We start from the raw sequence: 18,780 nt of genomic DNA on the forward strand, positions 1-18,780 counted from the left end.
GGACATCAGGGAGGACCACGCGTGAACGACACGGCAGCGGCGACGCACCTCGGAGACCGCATCCGCATCCCGCGCACGCAGGCGGGCATCGGCGTCGCCCGGCGCGACATCACGCCGCCCGTCGGCATCCGCGCCAAGAACTGGGGCCCGGCCGACTGGGAGCGCTCCGAGGGGGCGCACCGGCCGTTCGAGCTGACCGCGCTCGCGGTGGTGGCCGCGGACGGACGCCCCCGGGTGCTGCTCGCCGTCGACGGCACGTGGTGGCGCCGAGTCGCCGACGAGCAGGGCGTGCGCGGCGCCATCCTCGACGGTCTGGGCTTCGAACCCGATCAGCTCATGCTCTCGCTCTCGCACACCCACGCCGGGGCCGTGCTGTGCGCCGCGGACGCGCATCTGCCGGGCGGGGAGCTCATCCCGGGGTACCTGGAGGTGCTGTCTGCCGCGGGTATCGCGGCCGGGCGCGAGGCGCTGGAGACCGCCCGGCCTGGACTGATCGAGTGGACCACGGGCACCTGCACCCTCGCGGCGGAGCGCGAGCTCGACCTCGAAGGCCGCGCGCTCGTCGGCTACAACCCCCAGGGCACCGCCGACGACACGGTGACCATCGGCCGTATCAGCATCGACGGGGAGGTGCGGGCGACGCTGGTGAACTACGCCTGTCATCCGACGACCTTGGCCTGGCAGAACCGCGAGGTGTCGCCGGACTACGTCGGCGCGATGCGCGAGATCGTGGAGGCCGCGACCGGTGCACCGTGCCTGTTCGTGCAGGGGGCGTCGGGCGAGCTGGCCCCGCGGGAGCAGTACACCGGCGACGCGGCGGTGGCCGACCGGCACGGACGCGCGCTCGGGCACGCGGTGCTCGCGGCGTTGGACGGCTTGCCTGTGCCCGGCGAGGAGCTGACGTTGGACGGTGTCGTGGAGTCGGGTGCTCCTCTCGCGATCTGGACAGGGACCCCGGCGGACGGCGGCGAGGAGGCGGCGGGAGTCGTCTCGGCCGTCGAGCTGCCGCTGCGCGACCTGCCCACCCTGGACGAACTCGCCGGGGAGTGGAAGGACATCGACCCGCGCTCGCGGGAGGAGCGCCTCGGACGAGCGCGGAACCTCCGCGACGGTTACATCGAGGGGCCGACCGTGTCGCATCCGGTGTGGGCATGGCGGCTCGGAGACGCCGTGATCGTGGGGCATCCGGGTGAGGCCTACTCGCGGCTGCAGACGACTCTGCGGGAGCGGTTCCCCCAGACGCCGATCGTGGTGATGAACCTGACGAACGGCCCGGGGTTCGTGTACCTCCCGACCCGCGAGGCCTACGACCGCGGCGCCTATCAGTCCTGGCAGACGCCCTTGGCTCCCGGCGCCCTCGAGCTCTTGGAGTCCCACGCCGTGTCGGTGGTGGCCGGGTTGTTGGCCTAGCTCCGGCGTTCGAATCGCGCAAATGGTTTCATCTCCGATCGGAATCGAACCATTTGCGTGATTCGAACGGGTGTTGCGTTACCGCTCTGCGCGCGCGTTCCGGGTGACGAGCCGGTTGCGCACGGAGAGGATGAGCACGACACCCAGCAGCGCATACAGAGTGATGCTGATCGGGCTGTGCACGAGGATGGCGAAGTCTCCATTCGCGCTCATGGCCGCGTCTCGGAGACTCGTCTCGGCGAGCGGGCCGAGCACCATGCCGATGATGAGGGGCGCGAGGGGGAAATCAAGAGCACGCATCAGGAAGCCGAGGAGTCCGACACCCAGCAGGAGCAGCAGGTCGAACGCGGACCCGGACGTGGCATAGATGCCCAGCGCGCAGAACACGGTGATGCCCGCGTAGAGGTAGGGCCTCGGAATGAGAAGCAGCTTCGCCCAGACCATCGCGAACGGCAGGTTCAGGATGAGCAGGACGACCATGGCGATGAAGAAGCTCGCCAGCAGCGACCAGACGAGGTCAGGGGCGCGGTCGAACAGCAGCGGTCCCGGCTGAAGACCGTACTGGCGAAAGGCTGCCAGCATGATCGCGGCGGTTGCGGAGATGGGAAGGCCGAGTGCCAGCAGCGCTCCCATCGCCATGCTCGTCGTGGAATTGCCGGCGGCTTCTGGGGCGGCGAGGCCGCGGATCGCGCCGCGTCCGAACTGCGGGAACTTCCGTCGGGCGTCGAGCCGCTTCTCCAGACCGTACGCGAGGAACGTCGGTATCTCGGACCCTCCGGCGGGGATCACTCCGAACGGGAGTCCGATCGCGGTGCCGCGGAGCCAGGCGGGCGTGGCTTCCCTGAGCTCCGCACGACTCAGCCACGGACGGCCGGATGGGCTGATGAGCTTCTTGTCGGATGTGTGCCTCTCGAGGCAGGCGACATAGATCACTTCGCCGAGAGCGAGCAGTCCGACGGTGACCGTGACGAGGGAGACCCCGTCGAACAGGTTCGGCGAATCCATGGTGAACCGCGGCGCGCCGGAGACGCCGTCGACGCCGATGACCGCGATGCCCAGGCCGATGAAGAGCGCGGTGAGACCCTTCACGGCGTTGTCGGAGACGACGGTCGATGTGGCGGCGAAGGCGAAGACGGCGAGGGCGAAGAACTCGGCAGGACCGAAGCGGCTGGAGAAGTCCGCGAGCGCGGGGGCGACGAAGACCACGATGATCGAGGCGATGAAGCCGCCGACGAACGCACCGATCGCTGCGGTGGCGAGAGCTTGGGCGGCTCGACCGTTCAGGGCCATCTTGTGGCCTTCGAAGGTGGAGGCGATGGCCGAGGCCTGCCCGGGTGTGTTCATCAGGATTCCCATGGTGGAATCACCGAAGAGGCCGCCGAAGTAGACCCCAGCGAACATGATGAACGCGGCTGTGGGGTCGAGCGAGAACGTCACCGGCAGCAAGAGTGCGACTGCCATGGACGATCCGAGACCTGGCAGCACGCCGACGGCGGTGCCGAGCATGCACCCGACGACCACCCACAGCAGGTTCGCCGGCGTCAGCGCCCCGAGGAAGCCTTCGCCGAGCAGTTGGAGAACATCCATGTCAGAACCCCCCGAGGACGCCGGACGGGAGAGGCAGCCCGAGCAGCATGTCGAATCCGATATAGGCCGTCGCGCTCACGGTGAGCCCGACGGCGAGAGCCTGCAGCGGTCTGGTGGAGCCGAAGCCGCGTGCGACGCACCAGAACAGGAGGCTGGCTGCGATCAGCCAACCCAGGAAGTTCAGGACGAGCGCGAACACGGCGAACGATCCGACCACCCACGCCATGGACTTCGCGTCCACCCGCACGGCACGGCCAGGAGGCGTGCCATCGGTGCCGCCTTCCTCCTCGGGTCGATCGGTCGAGCCGTCGGACGACGTCCGCCATTCGCGCCACGCGGCGAGCACCAGCACCACGGCGAAGGCGTAGAGGCCGGCGACGATGATCGCGGGGAAGAACTGGGGGCCGGGAAAATCCGTGCCCTCCGGCACCCGCATAGTGATGATCCCGACAAGGAGGTAGGTCGCGAAGGCGGCGATGATGACGGGCATCGTGATGCCTTTGAGCAGCGTGGCGATGCCTGGTCCTGGGACGAGGCGGAGGCGCCCGCCGATGACGGCGGAAGCCGAAGTGGGGTTGGGCGGGAAGGTCAAAGTCCCATCTCCTCGTATAGGGCACGGATGCGGGTCTCCTCGTCGTCGAGGAAGACTCTGAGGTCGTCACCGGTGATGATGCGTTCCGTCCAGCGATATCTGTCGATCGCGTCTTGCCACTCGGGGGTCGCCACGCTGTCCAGGACGAGCTCGGTGAGCGCGTCGATGTCGTCGGTATCGAGGCCGGACGGGGCGGCGAGCATCCTCCAGTTGGAGAGGGTGATGTCATAGCCCTGCTCGGCGGCGGTGGGGATGTCGATCCCGTCGATGGGTTCCTCGGCGACGAGCGCGAGCGCACGGAGCCGACCGGCCTCGATCTGGTCGATGTTGTCGGGGTAGCCGCCGGCGGCGGCGCGGGCGGTGCCGTTGAGGAGCGCCTGGATCGCCTCTCCGCCGCCGTCGGACGAGATGTAGGTCGTATCGACCGGATCGATTCCGGCTGCGAGGGCGAGGTCGGTCACCACGAGCTGGTCGAACGATCCTCCTCCGGTCCACGGGACCGACTTGGGGTCCTGCTTCCACGCGGCGACGAGATCTTCGAGCGTCCGATAGGGAGAGTCGGCGGGGACGACGATGACGTCGTACTCTTCGACGATGACGGCGAGCGGGGTGACGTCGTCGAGGGTGGCTGCGGAATCGAACTGAATCGTCGCCGCCAGCAGGCCGGTGCCTCCGACCAGAAGGTTGTTGGGCTGACCGTTGAGGACGGACACGTTGCCGAGCGCGATCGTGCCGCCGGCGCCGGGCATGTTGACCACCTGGACGTTGTTGACGAGACCGTTGGCCTTCTGCGCCTGCTGCAGCTCTCTGGCCACGCCGTCCCACCCACCGCCGGCCGCCGCGGGGGCGACGATGGTCATCGAGGCGTTGATCTCCTGACCGCTTGCGGCCGAGGTGATCGAACCGATCGCGGCGACGGTGACGGCGGCAACCGTGACCACTCCACCGACAACGCGGCCGATCACCCTTCGCGTGACGCCGGGGTTGCGCCGTGGGGGCTCTTTGATGAGATGCTTCATTGCTGCTCCATTCGCGCGGACGTCGTCGTCTCAGCGGGATCGACCCAGGGTCGCACCGCAGGACTCGGCTCACCGTGATGATCCGATTTGTTCTCATAAGCGCCCACGCCGCGTATGTCGCAGCCCCCGTCCGGGTCTGATCGCGAGGAGGCGAGCAATACAGATGGCCTTTCAGCCGAGCCAGCGGTTCGTCCGGCTCTCGCTGCTCGTCCTGCCGTCACTGATCACGTTGGCGGCCCTGTGGATCACGGTCGCCGTGGCGCTGTCGATCCAGACGAACAGCATCCGAGAAGCGGCCGCCGGCCGGGTGCAGGAAGTGGCATCGAGTCTCGCCAACCTCAGCGATGTGCGCACAGCGGTCGAAGCCGCGACCACAGCGGGTACGTCCGAGGATCTCGCAGATGCCGCAGACCTGGCGCAGGCGACAGCGAGATTGCAGCCGGTCGCCGAGCTCGTCGCTCGTGCCGCCGGCGTCTACTACGTGGTCGTCACAGACGACGAGGGCGTGCGGATCACCCACCCGTTGGCGTCTCAACGAGGTGTGCAGGTGTCGACGACGAATCGATCGGTCCTCGAGGGAACGCCGTTTCTCGGGACCGAGACAGGTCCGTCCGGACCTGCGTTGCGTGCGAAGGTCCCCGTGCGCGATGACGATGGCGATGTCGTCGGGATGGTGGCGGTCGGCGTGCTGGAGGCAGACATCTCTGCGGAGCACGAAGAGGCGCTGAATGCGCTGCTGCCCTGGGGGATCGGTGCCCTGATCGTCGGCACGGTGGCCAGCTCCATCCTCACGGCAGCGGTCGAACGGCGCTTTCGACGGCTCGACAGTCTGGCGTCCGAGCATGCGCAGATGAGTCGAACCACCGCGGCTCTGAAGGAGCAGTCGCACGAGTTCACGACCAGACTGCACGTGCTCCACGGACTGGTATCGCGAGGTGACGCTCCCGAAGCGCTCGCCTATATCGAAGAAGTCGCCTGTGTGGGCAGGCCGAGTCTCGGTGATGACGGCGGAGGCATGAGCGGCGATGCGGTCCGCGATGCGACGATGCACGCGATCCGTGCGGACCTGCTCGATGTCGGAGCACAGGTCGAGTTCGACATCGACACGGTGACGGCCTTTGACGACGAACTGGTCTCAGTACTCGCCAATCTGTGTCGCAACGCCGGTGAAGCAGGTGCCGCCAAGGTGCGATGCACGCTGCGAGAGCACGACGGCCGCCTGCTCGGATCAGTGGAAGACGACGGACCGGGTGTCGATTCCCGGACGGCGCCGAAGATCTTCCTGCCCGGGTACTCCTCGAAACCCGGCTCTTCCCAAGCGGGGCGCGGCATCGGTCTCACGCTGGTGCGCCGGATTCTCATGTCTCGCGACGGGACGATCGAGGTCGGATCGACGCCGCTCGGTGGAGCGCGGTTCTCGTTCGAGATGGCGAGCTCCCGATGACGGCGCCGATCCGAGTCCTGATCGTGGATGACGATCGCGGGGCCCGCGCGCTGCACGGCGCCTTCGTCGCGGAGACGCCGGGCTTCGTCGTTGCGGGTAGCGCGGCGACAGGAGAGGAGGCCTCCGCCCAGGCGACTCGTGGTTTCGACCTGATTCTGCTCGACATGCGGCTCCCCGACATCAGCGGCATCGAGGTGCTGCATCGGCTGCGGACGCTCGGAGAGGCGAGCCCGGACGTTCTGGTGATCAGCTCATCGCAAGACCAGACGACCGTGCGGCAGGCGATGTCCGCACATGTCATCGGGTACCTGCTGAAGCCCTTCACCCAGGCGGCACTGCAGGAGCGGTTGGAACGGTACCGTGCCAGCCGGCGCACCAGGGTGGATGCCGGTCGACAACGGCCCTTCCTCCAGAGCGAGATCGATCGGCTCCTCGCTACCGGTGGAATCGGCACGCGCGACGACCGCGCGCATCCGCCCGAGCGGCAGCCCACTGACGGGCACAGGCTGCCGAAGGGCCTGGCCGAGCCGACTCTTGAACGCGTCGTCACTGCCCTCGACCCCGTGACCGCACAGTCGGCGCGACAGATCGCCGACGCCTGTGAGCTTTCCGCGGGGACCGCCCACCGGTACCTGACCTACCTCGTCGATGCCGGAGTGATCGACGTCGCCCACCGCTACGGCAAGCGCGGCCGCCCGGAGATCATGTACCGACTCGCCCCCTCGATCCCTTCTTGGATGAGCTCGACGATCCGGCGATGAGGCACGCGGGCCGCGGATGGATGTATGCGCCGCCCCTCGCTACACTTGCTATAGCAAATCTCGACCACCCTGAGGAGAGCCATGACCGCGCCTACCCCTGTCGGCTCCGTCGCCATCGTCACCGGAGGATCTGCCGGCATCGGCTGGGAAATCGGCCAGCGCCTCGCCGCCGACGGCTACCTCGTGGTCGCCGCCGACCGCGTGCCAGGACTCACTGCCCTCGACAATCCGGCGGACATCCTGTGGCGGGAGCTCGATGTCACCGACCACGCCGGGGTCGACCGGGTCTTCGGTGAGATCGAGGCGGAGCTCGGGCCCATCGAGGTGCTCGTGAACAACGCCGGGATCCAGCGGCACCGTGGCATCGAAGATCTCACGTGGGATGAGTGGTCCGCGGTCGTCGACGTGAACCTGCACGGGGTGTTCTCCGCGCTCCAGGCCGCAGGGAAGCGCATGCTCGACCGTGGTGAGGGCCGCATCGTCAACATCTCCTCCATCTCCTCGCGCGGCTCCGCGGGGCGGGCGCCGTATGCCACGACCAAGGCCGCCGTCATCGGGCTCACCTCCACGGCGGGGGCGGAGTGGGCGTCGCGCGGGGTGCGGGTCAACGCGGTCGCGCCCGGCTACGTCGACACGGGCGTCTTCCGTCAGGGCGTCGAGCAGGGGACGCTGAGCCTCGACACGATCCTGTCGCGCATCCCCGCCAAGCGCCTGGCCGAGGCGAGTGAGATCGCCGCGGCGGTCAGCTTCCTCGTCTCCGACCAGTCGCGTTACATGAACGGGCAGACGCTCTACGTCGACGGCGGCTTCATGGTCGACTACGGCGTGCCCCTGGCGAAGAAGCCCGAATGAGTACGATCGCGCGCATCGACACGGCCACCGCCGTACTGCCGCTCCCTGCGCCACTGCAGCTCGGCGCGATGACAGTCGTGCGGCGAGAGTACTCCGCCGTGCAGGTGACGGCCGAGGACGGAACGACCGGGGTGGCGTACTGCCTTTCGCGGGAGGCGCCGATGGCCGAGATCGTCGACCGTCTCGTCGCCCCGCACACGGTGGGTGCGGATGCCGACGACCCTGCGGCGGCGTGGGAGCGGATGCTGCGCGGCAGTGCCATCGTCGGCCGGGTGGGCTTGGTGCGGCGCGCCCTGGGGCTGGTCGACATCGCCCTCTGGGACATCGCCGCCCGGCGCGCGGGTATGCCGCTGTGGAAGCTGCTCGGCACCGGTGATGCTCCTCGGGAGTCGATGCTGGTCGCCGCGTACCCGTCTGCGGACCGGGCTCCGCGGGAGGTCGCGGACGAGGTTCTCGCGCAGGCTGCCGGATGGACGAACGTGAAGATCTCCCGCATTCCGGATCCGGCATACATGCGTGAGCTCCTGGCGGTCCTGAGCGCAGAGCTGCCCGCTGACACACGGCTGGTCGTCGATGTGGGTTTCGGCTGGCCGGATGCCCCCACCGCGCTCGCGGAGATCGCGCAGTGGGGCGATCCGCAGCTCGCGTGGCTCGAAGACCCGCTGCTGCCGGAAGACGCAGCAGGTGTCGCGCGCATCCGCCGGGAGTCGGGCCTGGCGGTCGCCGTCGGCGATGAGGTCACCGATCCCGCGGTGCTGAAGGCGCTGGTCGAGGTCGGTGGCGTCGAGGCGCTGCGCCTCGACGTCGTGGCGATCGGTGGTGTGACGCCCGCCCGCGAGATGATCGCATGGGCGACCGAGCGCGGTGTCCCGGTCTCCGGGCACGTGTATCCCGAGGTCACCGCGCATCTCGGGATCGGAGTGGAGACGTTCGCGCGAGGAGTCAACCCGTACGACCCTGCTCCGTCGTTCATCCTCGGTGGTCCGTCGTTCGAGGGTCTGGTGCGCCCGACGGATGCCACGGGACTCGGCTTTGCTCTCGATCCCGCCGTCTTCCGATTCGAGAGGGACTGACATGACGGAATCTGCACGCAGCGTCGTCGTGACGGGCAGCGGCAAGGGCATCGGCCGTGCCATCGCAGAGCGCCTCACGGCTGACGGATGGATCGTGGTCGGGCTCGAGCGCTCTGCCGGCTCGGGCACGGTCGAAGACGGCATCGTGGCCGAGGTGGTGCTCGGTGACGCGTCGGATCGCTCGACGCACGAGCGCGCGGCTGCTGCTGCCCGCGCCAGAGCCCCACTCGCCGGCTGGGTCAACAACGCCGGCATCACGAAACGGACGCCCTTGCACGAGCTCGACGAGTCCGTGGTGCGCGAGGTGCTCGACATCAACGGCTTCGGCTATATCTGGGGCTGTTCGACGGCCGTCTCCGCATTCGTCGACCAGGGTGTGGCGGGCGCCATCGTCAACATCGGTTCGATCCATGGGCGCTCCAGCTTCACCGACCACGCCGCGTATGAGTTCACGAAGGGCGGCATCGACGCGCTCACCCGCAGCGTGGCCGTGTCGTACGGCGCTCTGGGCATACGAGCCAATACGGTCGCTCCCGGTGGCGTGCGCACCCCGCATCTGGAGGCGCAGATCGCCCGGGCTGCCGACCCCACCGCCGAGGAACGTGCCCTCGCCGAGGGGCCGCCCATGGGCCGGATCGCCCGGGCGGAAGAGGTGGCCGCGCTCACGGCGTTCCTGCTCTCCGATGAGGCGCCCTACCTGTCGGGGCAGTCCATCGCGGTCGACGGCGCGTGGACGGCATCCTTCGGCGACATCGCCCTCGACCCGGGTCTGCGGGAGCGTTTCGAGGGCTGACGGGGCACCTACCGGAGATACGCGTCCACCATCAGCGCCCCGCGAATCACCCGCAGCTCGTCGATGATCCGGGCGATGCTCTTCGCTCCGACAGAAGGCAGCGCCAGGTCGTGCGGACCGAGCGGTTCGAGCTTGCCGGTGCGGATGCGGATCACCTCCCACCCCGCGGCACGCAGGGCGCGGTCCTTGCGCAGATCCGCGTCCTGTCGCTTGCCGACGTGCTCCAGGCCATGTCGGCCGACCGTGTCGTACTCGATCGCGATCCGGAGCTCCGGCAGCACGATGTCCGGCCAGACCTCGGTGTGGCGAAAGAACGGGCGCGAGACCTTGACGGCGTTCACGGTGGAGTCGAACTCGATCGCGGCCCCGAGTCCCGCCCGCAGACGTCCCTCCGCCGCAGAGGCGGGCTTCGGCGCGCACTCACTCGCGAACGCGGTCCCCGAGGGCAAGTCGGGCGTCTTGGTGCAGAGCGCGGGGGCCGGGCGACGGGGTCTACGGGGGATGGGGCGCGCCTCACCGAGCACGACCGGCTGCGGGCGGGCGAGCGCCGAGCAGTCCGGACACCACGCGGAGCGGCGCCGGACGCGTCCTGGACGTTCGCGCTGCTCGGTCGGTGTGGCGGCGAACCGATGGCCGACCGGGCACTCCCAACACACGAGCACGTCGGCGGCGAGAGGGATCTGCGACAGCGCGATGCCGTGATTCAGCTCGGGGTGGTACTGGCGGATCAGCTCCGGGTACGCGGCCCAGCCAGCGCGATAGGTTCCCACGTCATACGGAATCGCGCGACCGCGGGAGAACTGCCGTCGCGCCCACCACTGCATCACCGGTTCCGGCACGCGCCGAACCTACCTGTGAGGACCGACACCGGGTGCGGGCCGGGCGCGATGTCCACGGATGTCCCCGGTCCGTGCGACGATCCGCTCGTCGACAGGAGAGCAGGATGCGTGGGGAAGCGACCGTGCTGCACGCCGACCTCGATGCGTTCTACGCGTCGGTCGAGCAGCGCGACGCCCCGGAATTGCGCGGGCGACCCGTGATCGTGGGCGGCGGGGTCGTGCTGGCGGCGAGCTACGAGGCGAAGGCGCGCGGGGTGCGCACGGCGATGGGAGGTCGGCAGGCGCGCGAGCTCTGCCCCGATGCCGTCGTCGTCCCTCCGCGCATGGAGGCGTACTCCGCCGCGAGCAAGGACGTGTTCGCGATCTTCCGCGACACCACCCCGCTCGTGGAGGGGCTGTCGATCGACGAGGCGTTCCTCGAGGTCGGCGGTTTGCGACGCCTCGCGGGCAGTCCCGAGCAGATCGCGGCACGATTGCGCGAACGGGTGCGGGCGGAGGCGGGGCTGGCCATCTCGGTGGGCGTCGCGCGCACCAAGTTCCTCGCCAAGGTCGCGAGTGCCGTGAGCAAGCCCGACGGTCTGCTGGTCGTCGAGCCCGACCGCGAAGAGGAGTTCCTGCTTCCGCTCCCGGTCGAGCGGTTGTGGGGTGTGGGCGCCGTCACGGCCGAGAAGCTGCACCGCTACGGCATCCGCACCGTGGGCCAGCTCGCTGAGCTGGAGGCCGCGACCGCCGAGCGGATGCTGGGCAAGGCGACGGGTGCGCACGTGCATGCGTTGGCCCGGCTGCGCGACCCGCGGCCGGTCGACACCACGCGGCGTCGGGGATCCATCGGCTCGCAGCGCGCGCTCGGAACTCGTCCGCGCTCGGCCGAGGAGCTCGACCTCATCCTCACGCAGATCATCGACCGTCTCGGCAGGCGACTCCGCGACGGCGATCGCGTGTGCCGGACGGTCGTGCTGCGTCTGCGCTTCGGCGACTTCACGAAGGCCACCCGCTCCCGTTCGCTCCGGTCTCCGACCGACCGCACCGCCGTGCTGCTCACCCTCGCTCGCGCGCTGCTCGCCGCCGCGCAGCCCGAGATCACTGCGCGCGGCATCACCCTGCTCGGCATCTCGCTGTCGCAGCTCGACCGTGCCGGGAACGTGGCGCCCGAGCTGCCGATCGACTGGGGCGACGAAGCGCGCCTCGACACGGTGCTCGACACCCTGCGCGGCCGCTTCGGTGCGGACTCCGTGTCGCGGGCGGCGCAGCTGGGTCGTGATCGGGGTTGGTCGTCGCCGGTCCTGCCCGAGCACGAGTGACCGGCCACGGCTCTCAAGTGGGGGCGCGCACCTCCGGCGCTCCGGTCAGAATACTGGCCTAAAAACAGGCCTGACTTTAGGCTATTCTCATGTTCATGCAGTCAGTGTCGGTCAGTGAGGCAAAGGACAGGTTCTCGCAGCTGGTGGAGTCCGTCGACACCACGCACGAGGCGGTGACGATCACGCGCCACGGGCGCCCGGCGGTCGTCATGCTGAGCGTGGACGACCTGGAGGCGCTGCAGGAGACCCTTGCGCTGCTGCAAGATCCGCATCATCTCGACGAAGTGGTGGAAGCTGACGACGATATCGCTGGCGGGCGGACGTTGAGCCTTGCTGAGGTGCGAGAGCAGCTGGGCCGCCGGTGACGTCGGAGGCCTACGAGGTCCGGCTCACCGGGCCTGCTGTTCGGGCGTTGCATCGGCTGGAGCCGAAGCTGGCCGACGCAGTGCTCCGGTTCCTCGAGGGTCCGCTTGCGGAGAACCCCATGCGCACCACCAAAGCGCTCGGTGCGGAACTCGACGGCCAGCGCAGCGGATACGTCGGCATCGCGTATCGCGTCGTGGTCCGCGTCGACGAGGAAGCTCGTACGGTCTATGTGATGCGCATCGCCCACCGCGCAGACGTGTATCGGAGGATGTGACCTCCGCCTCCTCAGGCCTTAGGCCTTAGGCCTTGAGCATCGACGCCCGGGCTATCAGCCCGTCCACTACATCGAAGGTCGCGATGGTCTCGGTGGCGACGCCGGCGTTGATGACCTGTTCCTGTGCGACGACCCACCGGGTGCCGAAGAGCACGCTGGTCTCGATGACGCACGACAGCTCGGGGTTCTGCAGTCGAGGTTCGTAGAACGCCCGGATCGCGGCGGAACCGACCACGGGTTCGACGGCGACACCGGTGATGACGGCGTCCTCGGCGTAGGTGGCCACGAACGCGTCGAGGTCGTGTGCGTTGAACGCATCGAGCTGCGCCTGCACGGTATCGAGGGCGGAGCGGTCCAGGGGGATGCGGTCAGTCAATGCGAACTCCTCCGTTGACGTCGTAGGTGGCGCCGGTGATGAAGCGGGCTCGCTCTGAGGCGAGGGATGCGATGATCCAGGCCACGTCCTCCGGCTGCCCGAACGCGCCGAGGGGGATGCCTGATTCGAGCTTCTCGCGCCCCGCCCCCTGCAGTTGGTCGGTGATGGCGCTCGCTACCGGGCCGGGCGTGACCGCGTTGACGCGGATGCCCTCCGAAGCGAGGTGCCGGGCGAAGCTCCGCGTGATCGCCAGGATCGCGCCCTTGCTCGCGGCGTAGTGGATGCCGGTCTGCAGCGCGCCGACCTGGCCCGCGACCGAGGCGATGTTGATCACCGAGCGATCCCCCTCCGCTGCCCGGAGCAGGGGGAGCGCCCCGCGGGTCAGGAAGAAGGTGCCGCGGGCGTTGGTCTCGAGCACCATGTCCCACTCGTCGAACTCGATGTCTTCGTAGGGCGTGTAGGGGCAGACTCCGCCGTTGTTGACGAGCACATGGAGCGATCCCCATGCGTCCGTGATCTCGCCGACGAGGGCGTCGATCGACTCGCGCTCCCGCAGGTCGAGGCGCGACACGTGAACCTCGGGCGAGCCTGCCGCCCGGCACTCCTCCGCGATGCGCAGCGCTTCGGCCTCCCGTCCGGCATACGTGATCCAGAGGGCAGCACCCTCGCGGGCGAGTTCGAGGGCGGCGGCGGTCCCGATGCCGGAACTCGCCCCCGTGATCAGAACGCGGCGCATAGTCATCCCTAAACGCTATAGCAAAAGGGCGGTCATCCGCGACCTCCGGCGCCGTCGGCGGATCCGCCCGCGGTCATCGCCGGCGAAGGCTGCGATCGACGGAACGGCGCGGCGAGGGTGGGCAGGATGTGTCGACGGTGGACGATCAGGAAACCGGCGGCGATGATCAGCTGCAGAGCGGAGAGCACGTAGCGGCCGCCGGTGTCGGTCACGAAGAACTGCACGAGGAAGATCGCCGCCAGGGCGATGGCCGGTCCCAGGTGGAATCGGAGGGCGAGGAGGATCGCAACACCCATCACGGTCTGGGTGCCGGTGAGCACGAACTCCTCGATCTGCCGGGCATCGAGCGGCAGATCGGACCCTCCGCCACCGAAGAAGTGCGCGAGGGGGAGCGAGCCGACCAGGAGGCTCCACTGGTTGACCTTCGACGCGATGAGGGTGGCGATCGCGGCTGCCCCCATTCCCCGGACGGCGAAGAGCACCGCGATGATGAACTCGGGCGCCTCGGAGGCGAGGGGTGCGAGCCACTGCACGAGGAAGAAGCTGTCGATCCCGAGCGCGGTTCCCGAATCGACGAGACCGGTCGCGAACGGCTCGGCGCACGCGAGGATGATGCCCGCTGAGACGACGAACAACGAGATCACGGTGATCCGTCGGGCGCGGGTCGGCATGCCGGCGATGTGTGCGGCGGCGCCGACGAACTCGTCGTGGCTTTCGCTCTCCGCGCGGCCTGCCCGCCACAAGTAGGTGACGAACGCCCCGATGAGCACCAGGCCGAACCAGACCGGGATGTTCCCGAGCAGTGGGATGGCGAACGCGAGGATCGCCAGCACCGCGAGGAAGCCGACGTCCAGGCGTGCGGTGACGGGGAGCTCGAGGGCGAGGCGCCGGGCTTCGCCGCGTCGCGCCCGGTTCGCGATCACGAGGGCGGCGATCACGACGAGTGGCCACCCGAAGCCCAGGAGTAGCCGGTTCGATCCCGTCATGTTCGCGGCGGCGTACTGCGCGTACTCGGGGTCGGAGCCGGAGCGGAACGCGTAGTACAGGTCGACGGCGTACTCGGGGAGCACGGCGATGAGAGCGAGGATGGCGATCGCAAGGGCGCCGGAGATGTCCTTCTGCGCGGCCTCGGCGGCCCAGGCGAGCACGAAGCTCGCCGCCACGACCGCCGCCCCGAAGACGACGAGGTCGAGCACGGGATTCGGGTGGAAGCCCAGTGTGCGGAACACCAAAGCGGGGGCGGCGATCAGGAGGCACGGGGCGAGACGGCCGATCAATGCGCGTGGCATGGGGAACGGTCCTTTCGGTCGGGCGCGACCGAGGGAGGACAAGACAGAGCTCCGGCCGCGCGTGCGCCGAAGGTCTCGTTCATCCGGGAGACAGGGGCACCGGACGATCATCGTGAACGTCAGTATGTCGATGCGGCCTCAGGCTCTCGCGAGCCCGGAACTACTCCCCTTCGATCTCCCCAGTCTGGCGAACACGGCGCGCGATCCCCCCGCGCAGACGGAGATTCAGAGGGTTTCGGCACCCCTCACGCGTGAACTCGCTGGCGCCCGAGCGGGCGGCCCAGGATTTCGGAACAGTGAAAGGGCCGAACATCGGTATCGCGATGCGCAGATCTGCTAGATGCTATAGCATCGCATCCATGACCGAGCCATTCATCCTCGTCAGCGACTGCGACCTGCCGGGAACCGTCATCGAAGACACGCTCCGACAGGCAGGACTGCGCGCCGATCGCGCCGCATCAGGAAGCCCGGACGACATCGCCGCCCTCGGTGCCGACGCCGAAGGGCTGGTCGTGCAGTGGGCGCAGATCACGGGTGATGTGATGGACCGGATGCCGAACCTCCGCATCATCAGCCGTGTCGGCATCGGGTACGACATGGTCGATGTCGAGGCTGCGACCGTTCGTGGCATCGCCGTCGCGAACACCCCGAGCTACTGCATCGAAGAGGTGGCAGCGCACACCATCGCGATGATCATGTCCCAGGCCCGCGGCCTTTCGGCATACGACCGGGCGGTCCGTGCCGGGACCTGGAAGGCCGTCGACGCACGACCGCTCGCCGTGCGCCCCTCGGCCACCACGGTGTCGGTGCTCGGCTTCGGACGCATCGGCTCGATGGTCGCTCGCGGTTGTCGCGCGCTGGGCTTCCGCGTCCTCGTCGCCGACCCCTTCGCCCCCGCCGACGCCGTGCGCGAAGCCGGTTGCGAGCCCGTGGAGATCGCGGAGGCCGTCGCGCGTGCCGACATCCTGACCCTGCACGTGCCGCTCACCGACGACACCCGGCACCTGATCGACGCAGCCGCCCTCGCGACTATGAAGCCGGGAGCGGTCGTGGTGAACACCTGTCGCGGTCCGCTCATCGACGAGGAGGCGCTCGCCGCCTCGCTGCGGGCGGGACACATCGGTGCCGCGGCCCTCGACGTGTTCGCGGGAGAGCCGCTCGCCGCCGACTCGCCGCTGCGTGACCTCGATCAGGTGCTGCTCACACCGCACGCCGCCTGGTACTCGCCCGAGGCGCTGGCCGACCTTCCGGTGCACGCGGCCGAGAACGTCATCCGTTACCTGGCTGGCGAGTCCGTGCCGATCGTCAACCCGTCCTTCGCCGCCGCGCGCTGACCTGGAAGGCCCCCATGGAGCTCCTGCGACTCGGCCCCGTCGGCCGCGAACGTCCCTACGTGAGAGAGGCAGGCGTCGTGTACGACCTGTCCCCCCTCACCGCCGAGATCGACGGCGACTTCCTCGCCGCCGACGGCATCGGCCGCGTGCGCTCCGCGCTCGGCCGGGGTGAACTGGTCGCCGCCGACGTCGACGGGCTGCGTATCGGCGCCCCGGTCGCTCGTCCGACAGCGGTGATCTGCATCGGACAGAACTACGCGGCGCACGCTGCCGAATCCGGGTCGGAGCCGCCCGAGCATCCGGTCGTCTTCTTCAAGCACCCCAACACGGTGGTCGGACCAGACGATGTCGTGCTGCTGCCGCCCGGAGCCGAGAAGGTCGACTGGGAGGTGGAGCTGGCGATCGTGATCGGCAAGCCCGCCCGCTACCTGTCGTCTCCTGATGCCGCGCGTGAGGTCATCGCCGGTTACACGATCTCGAACGACGTCTCGGAGCGCGCGTATCAACTCGACGTCTCGGGCGGGCAGTGGTCGAAGGGCAAGTGCTCCGAGACGTTCAACCCGCTCGGGCCCGCACTCGTCCCCGCCGACGAGGTCGACCCCCAGGCGCTGCGACTGCGGTCGTTCGTGAACGGCGAGCCGCGGCAGGAATCGTCGACCGGGGACATGATCTCCTCCGTGCTGCAGATCGTGCACGAGCTGAGTCAGTATCTGGTGCTCGAGCCCGGCGACGTGATCAACACCGGTACCCCGCAGGGTGTCGCGCTCTCCGGCCGGTTCCCCTATCTGCAGGACGGCGATGAGATGACGATCGAGATCGAGGGTCTCGGACGTCAGCGTCAGCGCACCGAGCGGGTGCACCTGGGCTGAACCCGCTCTCCCCGGCGGCCTGTGCCCGGGGCACGGTTCCTTTCGCTGAGTGCACCGTGCTCCGGGTAGAGGTCGTCGGGTGCGTCAGCCCGCGAAGGGGATGACAGGAAGGCCCCGCACACCGGGTCGCACGGCGAAGAGCGAGCCCGCCTCGGTGCCGTGGCCGGGTTCGAGGCCCTGCGCCGAGGTCGTGATGTACAGCGTGCCGAGGTCGTCGTCGCCGAAGGTGCAGGCGCTGACCTGGGGCACCGGGAGCTCGATCGTCGCGATGCGCTGCCCTGCGGCGTCGTAGCCGTGCACTGCGCTGCCGCCCCACAGGGCCACCCAGATACTGCCGTCAGCGGCGATGCACAATCCGTCGGGGGAACCCTGCTCCTCGGGGATCGCGACGAAGGCGCGACGGCCCCGCAGCTCGCCCTCGCTGACGTCGAGCACGTCGATGCGGTGCGTCGCGGTGTCGACGTAGTAGGCGCGTCGGCCGTCCGGCGAGAAGCCGATGCCGTTCGAGATCGTCGCCCGCGGAAGAACGGTGCTCGTCGTCAGGTCGGCGTCGACGCGCAGCACGGCTCCGGCATCGGGCGCCGCGTCGTAGGCCATCGACCCCGCGAGCAGGCGTCCCCGAGGGTCGCAGCATCCGTCGTTCATGCGCACACCGGGGTCGTCGCCCAGCGGGGCGACAGCCCGGATCTGTCCGTCGACGTCATCCGCGAGGTAGAGCGTGCGGGCGCCGACCGCCACCAGACCTCCACCGGAGCGCGGGCGGGCGAAGGCCAGGTACTCGTCGTCGATGTGCTGGCGGGACACGCCATCCGGTCGCAGCGACAGAAGATCGCCGGCGTCCCCGTCGACCCAGCGCAATCCGCCCCAGCCCGACCACCAGACGGGCGCCTCGGCGTGGTGCGCGATCGGGCCGGTGACGTTCTCCGGAGTCATGCGTCGTCGCGCGGGAGTGTCCGCGGGGCTGTGCGGTGCAGCGGGTCGGCGACAGGCATAGGCTCCGGCACGCGCTCCGCCTCCTGCTCGGCTGCGGGTGCGGCGGGCGGGGTCGCGGTGGCAGCGCTCGCCTGCGCGGGAAGCTCCTTCGCCACCTGCTTCTCCAGCACGGTGACCGCGTCGTCGGAGAGCAGGATGAGGCCGTCGAGCTCCTCGCGCACGCGCTTGTAGGCGACGTTGCGCTCGGCCTGCGTGGCGGATTCGTCGACCGCGACCTTCAGCAGCTGCTGTGCGCGTTCGAGACGCTTGCGCTCCGGCTCGGTGAAGGTCGAATCGCGCAGGCGCCTGGCATCCTTTTCGGCGATCTCGAAAGCGACCGCGTAGTCGCCGACGGCCTGGAGGTACTCGGTGACCTGCTGTTCCGACACCCTGGCGTCGGCGGAGGCGGGGCGCAGGGCATCGGCCGTCTTCTTGGCGCGCAGGAACGCGGCGGTCAGCGGCTGGCGCCCATCGCTCATGGCGGGGAAGGCGATCAGCTTGGCGACGTCGAGCTCGTAGTCGAGCCAGCGTGCCGTGATCTCGTCATGCTCGGCGAACAGGCGCGCGACCAGATCGCTCGGTGCCACGGACGCTGTGGTGTCGACGACAGAGGGTCCGCGGCGCTTGGCCTGCTGGGTGAGCGCGCGCGCCTCGATCTCGGCGGTCTTCAGCTGCGCCTTCATGCGAAGGGTCTCCAGGCGGCGCTCGTGTCGTCGCTTGGAGCTGCGCTCCCACGTCTTCGCGATACCACCGGCCATTCCCATGATCGGGAAGATGAGCCACCAGTAGTGCTGCGCGAAGGTCCAGAAGCCCTGGATGAACTCGTCCATGATGCGTTCAGCCTACTTCTCGGCGGACTCTTGCCGCCCGTGCTGTTGCGGCGGCAAGGCAGG

20 protein-coding genes are annotated in these 18,780 nt (G+C 69.1%); 11 read left to right on the forward strand and 9 right to left on the reverse strand.

Going from position 1 to position 18,780, the window contains the following annotated elements:
• The first annotated feature begins 21 nt into the window (after positions 1 to 21).
• Positions 22 to 1,410, forward strand: a complete 1,389-nt coding sequence (locus tag FFS56_RS14465) for a hypothetical protein (protein WP_127011540.1) — start codon at positions 22 to 24, stop codon at positions 1,408 to 1,410.
• A 78-nt stretch (positions 1,411 to 1,488) separates the two neighbouring features.
• Here FFS56_RS14465 and FFS56_RS14470 read toward each other — a convergent pair whose 3' ends face one another.
• From FFS56_RS14470 to FFS56_RS14480, 3 genes are read right to left on the reverse strand one after another with little or no spacing between them, the layout of a single operon-like run.
• Complete coding sequence (locus tag FFS56_RS14470; RefSeq protein WP_046748140.1) at positions 1,489 to 2,997, reverse strand: tripartite tricarboxylate transporter permease; 1,509 nt, start codon at positions 2,995 to 2,997, stop codon at positions 1,489 to 1,491.
• Position 2,998: 1 nt separating this feature from the next.
• Complete coding sequence (locus FFS56_RS14475) at positions 2,999 to 3,589, reverse strand: tripartite tricarboxylate transporter TctB family protein (protein WP_046748141.1); 591 nt, start codon at positions 3,587 to 3,589, stop codon at positions 2,999 to 3,001.
• Entirely contained in the window at positions 3,586 to 4,608 is a 1,023-nt protein-coding gene (locus tag FFS56_RS14480) for a tripartite tricarboxylate transporter substrate-binding protein (protein ID WP_137772220.1), read from the reverse strand. The genes FFS56_RS14475 and FFS56_RS14480 overlap by 4 nt, the downstream gene beginning before the upstream one ends.
• Positions 4,609 to 4,771: 163 nt before the next feature.
• On the opposite strand from FFS56_RS14480, the gene FFS56_RS14485 reads away from it, so the two are divergent.
• From FFS56_RS14485 to FFS56_RS14505, 5 genes are all read left to right on the forward strand, one after another.
• Positions 4,772 to 6,052: an ATP-binding protein gene (locus tag FFS56_RS14485; RefSeq protein ID WP_046748142.1), complete on the forward strand. Its 1,281-nt coding sequence runs from the start codon at positions 4,772 to 4,774 to the stop codon at positions 6,050 to 6,052.
• Positions 6,049 to 6,813, forward strand: a complete 765-nt coding sequence (locus FFS56_RS14490) for a response regulator (RefSeq protein ID WP_046748143.1) — start codon at positions 6,049 to 6,051, stop codon at positions 6,811 to 6,813. Before FFS56_RS14485 ends, FFS56_RS14490 begins: the two co-directional genes overlap by 4 nt.
• Before the next feature lie 81 nt (positions 6,814 to 6,894).
• Positions 6,895 to 7,665, forward strand: a complete 771-nt coding sequence (locus FFS56_RS14495; protein ID WP_046748144.1) for an SDR family oxidoreductase — start codon at positions 6,895 to 6,897, stop codon at positions 7,663 to 7,665.
• On the forward strand, positions 7,662 to 8,738 hold the full coding sequence (locus FFS56_RS14500; protein WP_127011542.1) for an enolase C-terminal domain-like protein: 1,077 nt from the start codon (positions 7,662 to 7,664) through the stop codon (positions 8,736 to 8,738). The genes FFS56_RS14495 and FFS56_RS14500 overlap by 4 nt, the downstream gene beginning before the upstream one ends.
• Before the next feature lies 1 nt (position 8,739).
• Entirely contained in the window at positions 8,740 to 9,531 is a 792-nt protein-coding gene (locus FFS56_RS14505) for an SDR family oxidoreductase (RefSeq protein WP_137772219.1), read from the forward strand.
• 8 nt (positions 9,532 to 9,539) lie between these two features.
• Here FFS56_RS14505 and FFS56_RS14510 read toward each other — a convergent pair whose 3' ends face one another.
• Positions 9,540 to 10,355: a zinc-ribbon domain-containing protein gene (locus tag FFS56_RS14510; protein ID WP_046748147.1), complete on the reverse strand. Its 816-nt coding sequence runs from the start codon at positions 10,353 to 10,355 to the stop codon at positions 9,540 to 9,542.
• Between the two features lie 119 nt (positions 10,356 to 10,474).
• Between FFS56_RS14510 and dinB the strand changes: the two genes are divergently transcribed.
• The 3 genes from dinB (at position 10,475) to FFS56_RS14525 (ending at position 12,311) form a co-directional block, all read left to right on the forward strand.
• A complete protein-coding gene (gene dinB, locus FFS56_RS14515; protein ID WP_127011544.1) occupies positions 10,475 to 11,671 on the forward strand; it encodes a DNA polymerase IV in 1,197 nt (398 codons plus the stop codon).
• Positions 11,672 to 11,760: 89 nt separating this feature from the next.
• Entirely contained in the window at positions 11,761 to 12,036 is a 276-nt protein-coding gene (locus tag FFS56_RS14520; protein ID WP_171011062.1) for a type II toxin-antitoxin system Phd/YefM family antitoxin, read from the forward strand.
• Positions 12,033 to 12,311, forward strand: coding sequence for a type II toxin-antitoxin system RelE/ParE family toxin (locus FFS56_RS14525; protein WP_046748149.1), 279 nt, complete (start codon positions 12,033 to 12,035; stop codon positions 12,309 to 12,311). The genes FFS56_RS14520 and FFS56_RS14525 overlap by 4 nt, the downstream gene beginning before the upstream one ends.
• Before the next feature lie 25 nt (positions 12,312 to 12,336).
• Here the strand turns inward: FFS56_RS14525 and FFS56_RS14530 are convergent, their stop codons facing one another.
• From FFS56_RS14530 to FFS56_RS14540, 3 genes are read right to left on the reverse strand one after another with little or no spacing between them, the layout of a single operon-like run.
• On the reverse strand, positions 12,337 to 12,687 hold the full coding sequence (locus FFS56_RS14530) for a nuclear transport factor 2 family protein (protein ID WP_046748150.1): 351 nt from the start codon (positions 12,685 to 12,687) through the stop codon (positions 12,337 to 12,339).
• Positions 12,680 to 13,429 (reverse strand): SDR family oxidoreductase, encoded by a 750-nt coding sequence (locus FFS56_RS14535; RefSeq protein WP_046748151.1) that lies wholly within the window; start codon positions 13,427 to 13,429, stop codon positions 12,680 to 12,682. The genes FFS56_RS14530 and FFS56_RS14535 overlap by 8 nt, the downstream gene beginning before the upstream one ends.
• A 26-nt stretch (positions 13,430 to 13,455) precedes the next feature.
• Positions 13,456 to 14,712: a sodium:proton exchanger gene (locus tag FFS56_RS14540; protein WP_127011545.1), complete on the reverse strand. Its 1,257-nt coding sequence runs from the start codon at positions 14,710 to 14,712 to the stop codon at positions 13,456 to 13,458.
• 359 nt (positions 14,713 to 15,071) lie between these two features.
• Here FFS56_RS14540 and FFS56_RS14545 point away from each other — a divergent pair, with 359 nt between their 5' ends.
• Together FFS56_RS14545 and FFS56_RS14550 are read left to right on the forward strand one after the other, a co-directional pair.
• Entirely contained in the window at positions 15,072 to 16,046 is a 975-nt protein-coding gene (locus FFS56_RS14545) for a C-terminal binding protein (RefSeq protein ID WP_127011546.1), read from the forward strand.
• Positions 16,047 to 16,060: 14 nt separating this feature from the next.
• Positions 16,061 to 16,915, forward strand: a complete 855-nt coding sequence (locus FFS56_RS14550; protein WP_137772287.1) for a fumarylacetoacetate hydrolase family protein — start codon at positions 16,061 to 16,063, stop codon at positions 16,913 to 16,915.
• A gap of 84 nt (positions 16,916 to 16,999) precedes the next feature.
• On the opposite strand, the gene FFS56_RS14555 is transcribed toward FFS56_RS14550, so the two are convergent.
• Both FFS56_RS14555 and FFS56_RS14560 read right to left on the reverse strand, forming a co-directional pair.
• A complete protein-coding gene (locus FFS56_RS14555; protein ID WP_127011548.1) occupies positions 17,000 to 17,848 on the reverse strand; it encodes an SMP-30/gluconolactonase/LRE family protein in 849 nt (282 codons plus the stop codon).
• Entirely contained in the window at positions 17,845 to 18,717 is an 873-nt protein-coding gene (locus tag FFS56_RS14560) for a hypothetical protein (RefSeq protein WP_058631058.1), read from the reverse strand. The genes FFS56_RS14555 and FFS56_RS14560 overlap by 4 nt, the downstream gene beginning before the upstream one ends.
• Between the last annotated feature and the right edge of the window lie 63 nt (positions 18,718 to 18,780).

The organism is Microbacterium sp. Beta, from assembly GCF_005502545.1.
Classification (GTDB): domain Bacteria; phylum Actinomycetota; class Actinomycetes; order Actinomycetales; family Microbacteriaceae; genus Microbacterium; species Microbacterium oxydans.

Bases quoted from the DNA above. Each gene is read 5' to 3' on its own strand.
- FFS56_RS14470 (WP_046748140.1), bottom strand. From the start codon at position 2,997: ATGGATGTTCTCCAACTGCTCGGCGAAGGCTTCCTCGGGGCGCTGACG.
- FFS56_RS14480 (WP_137772220.1), bottom strand. From the start codon at position 4,608: ATGAAGCATCTCATCAAAGAGCCCCCACGGCGCAACCCCGGCGTCACG.
- FFS56_RS14485 (WP_046748142.1), top strand. From the start codon at position 4,772: ATGGCCTTTCAGCCGAGCCAGCGGTTCGTCCGGCTCTCGCTGCTCGTC.
- FFS56_RS14490 (WP_046748143.1), top strand. From the start codon at position 6,049: ATGACGGCGCCGATCCGAGTCCTGATCGTGGATGACGATCGCGGGGCC.
- FFS56_RS14495 (WP_046748144.1), top strand. From the start codon at position 6,895: ATGACCGCGCCTACCCCTGTCGGCTCCGTCGCCATCGTCACCGGAGGA.
- FFS56_RS14500 (WP_127011542.1), top strand. From the start codon at position 7,662: ATGAGTACGATCGCGCGCATCGACACGGCCACCGCCGTACTGCCGCTC.
- FFS56_RS14505 (WP_137772219.1), top strand. From the start codon at position 8,740: ATGACGGAATCTGCACGCAGCGTCGTCGTGACGGGCAGCGGCAAGGGC.
- FFS56_RS14510 (WP_046748147.1), bottom strand. From the start codon at position 10,355: ATGCAGTGGTGGGCGCGACGGCAGTTCTCCCGCGGTCGCGCGATTCCG.
- dinB (WP_127011544.1), top strand. From the start codon at position 10,475: ATGCGTGGGGAAGCGACCGTGCTGCACGCCGACCTCGATGCGTTCTAC.
- FFS56_RS14520 (WP_171011062.1), top strand. From the start codon at position 11,761: ATGTTCATGCAGTCAGTGTCGGTCAGTGAGGCAAAGGACAGGTTCTCG.
- FFS56_RS14535 (WP_046748151.1), bottom strand. From the start codon at position 13,429: ATGACTATGCGCCGCGTTCTGATCACGGGGGCGAGTTCCGGCATCGGG.
- FFS56_RS14540 (WP_127011545.1), bottom strand. From the start codon at position 14,712: ATGCCACGCGCATTGATCGGCCGTCTCGCCCCGTGCCTCCTGATCGCC.
- FFS56_RS14545 (WP_127011546.1), top strand. From the start codon at position 15,072: ATGACCGAGCCATTCATCCTCGTCAGCGACTGCGACCTGCCGGGAACC.
- FFS56_RS14550 (WP_137772287.1), top strand. From the start codon at position 16,061: ATGGAGCTCCTGCGACTCGGCCCCGTCGGCCGCGAACGTCCCTACGTG.
- FFS56_RS14555 (WP_127011548.1), bottom strand. From the start codon at position 17,848: ATGACTCCGGAGAACGTCACCGGCCCGATCGCGCACCACGCCGAGGCG.
- FFS56_RS14560 (WP_058631058.1), bottom strand. From the start codon at position 18,717: ATGGACGAGTTCATCCAGGGCTTCTGGACCTTCGCGCAGCACTACTGG.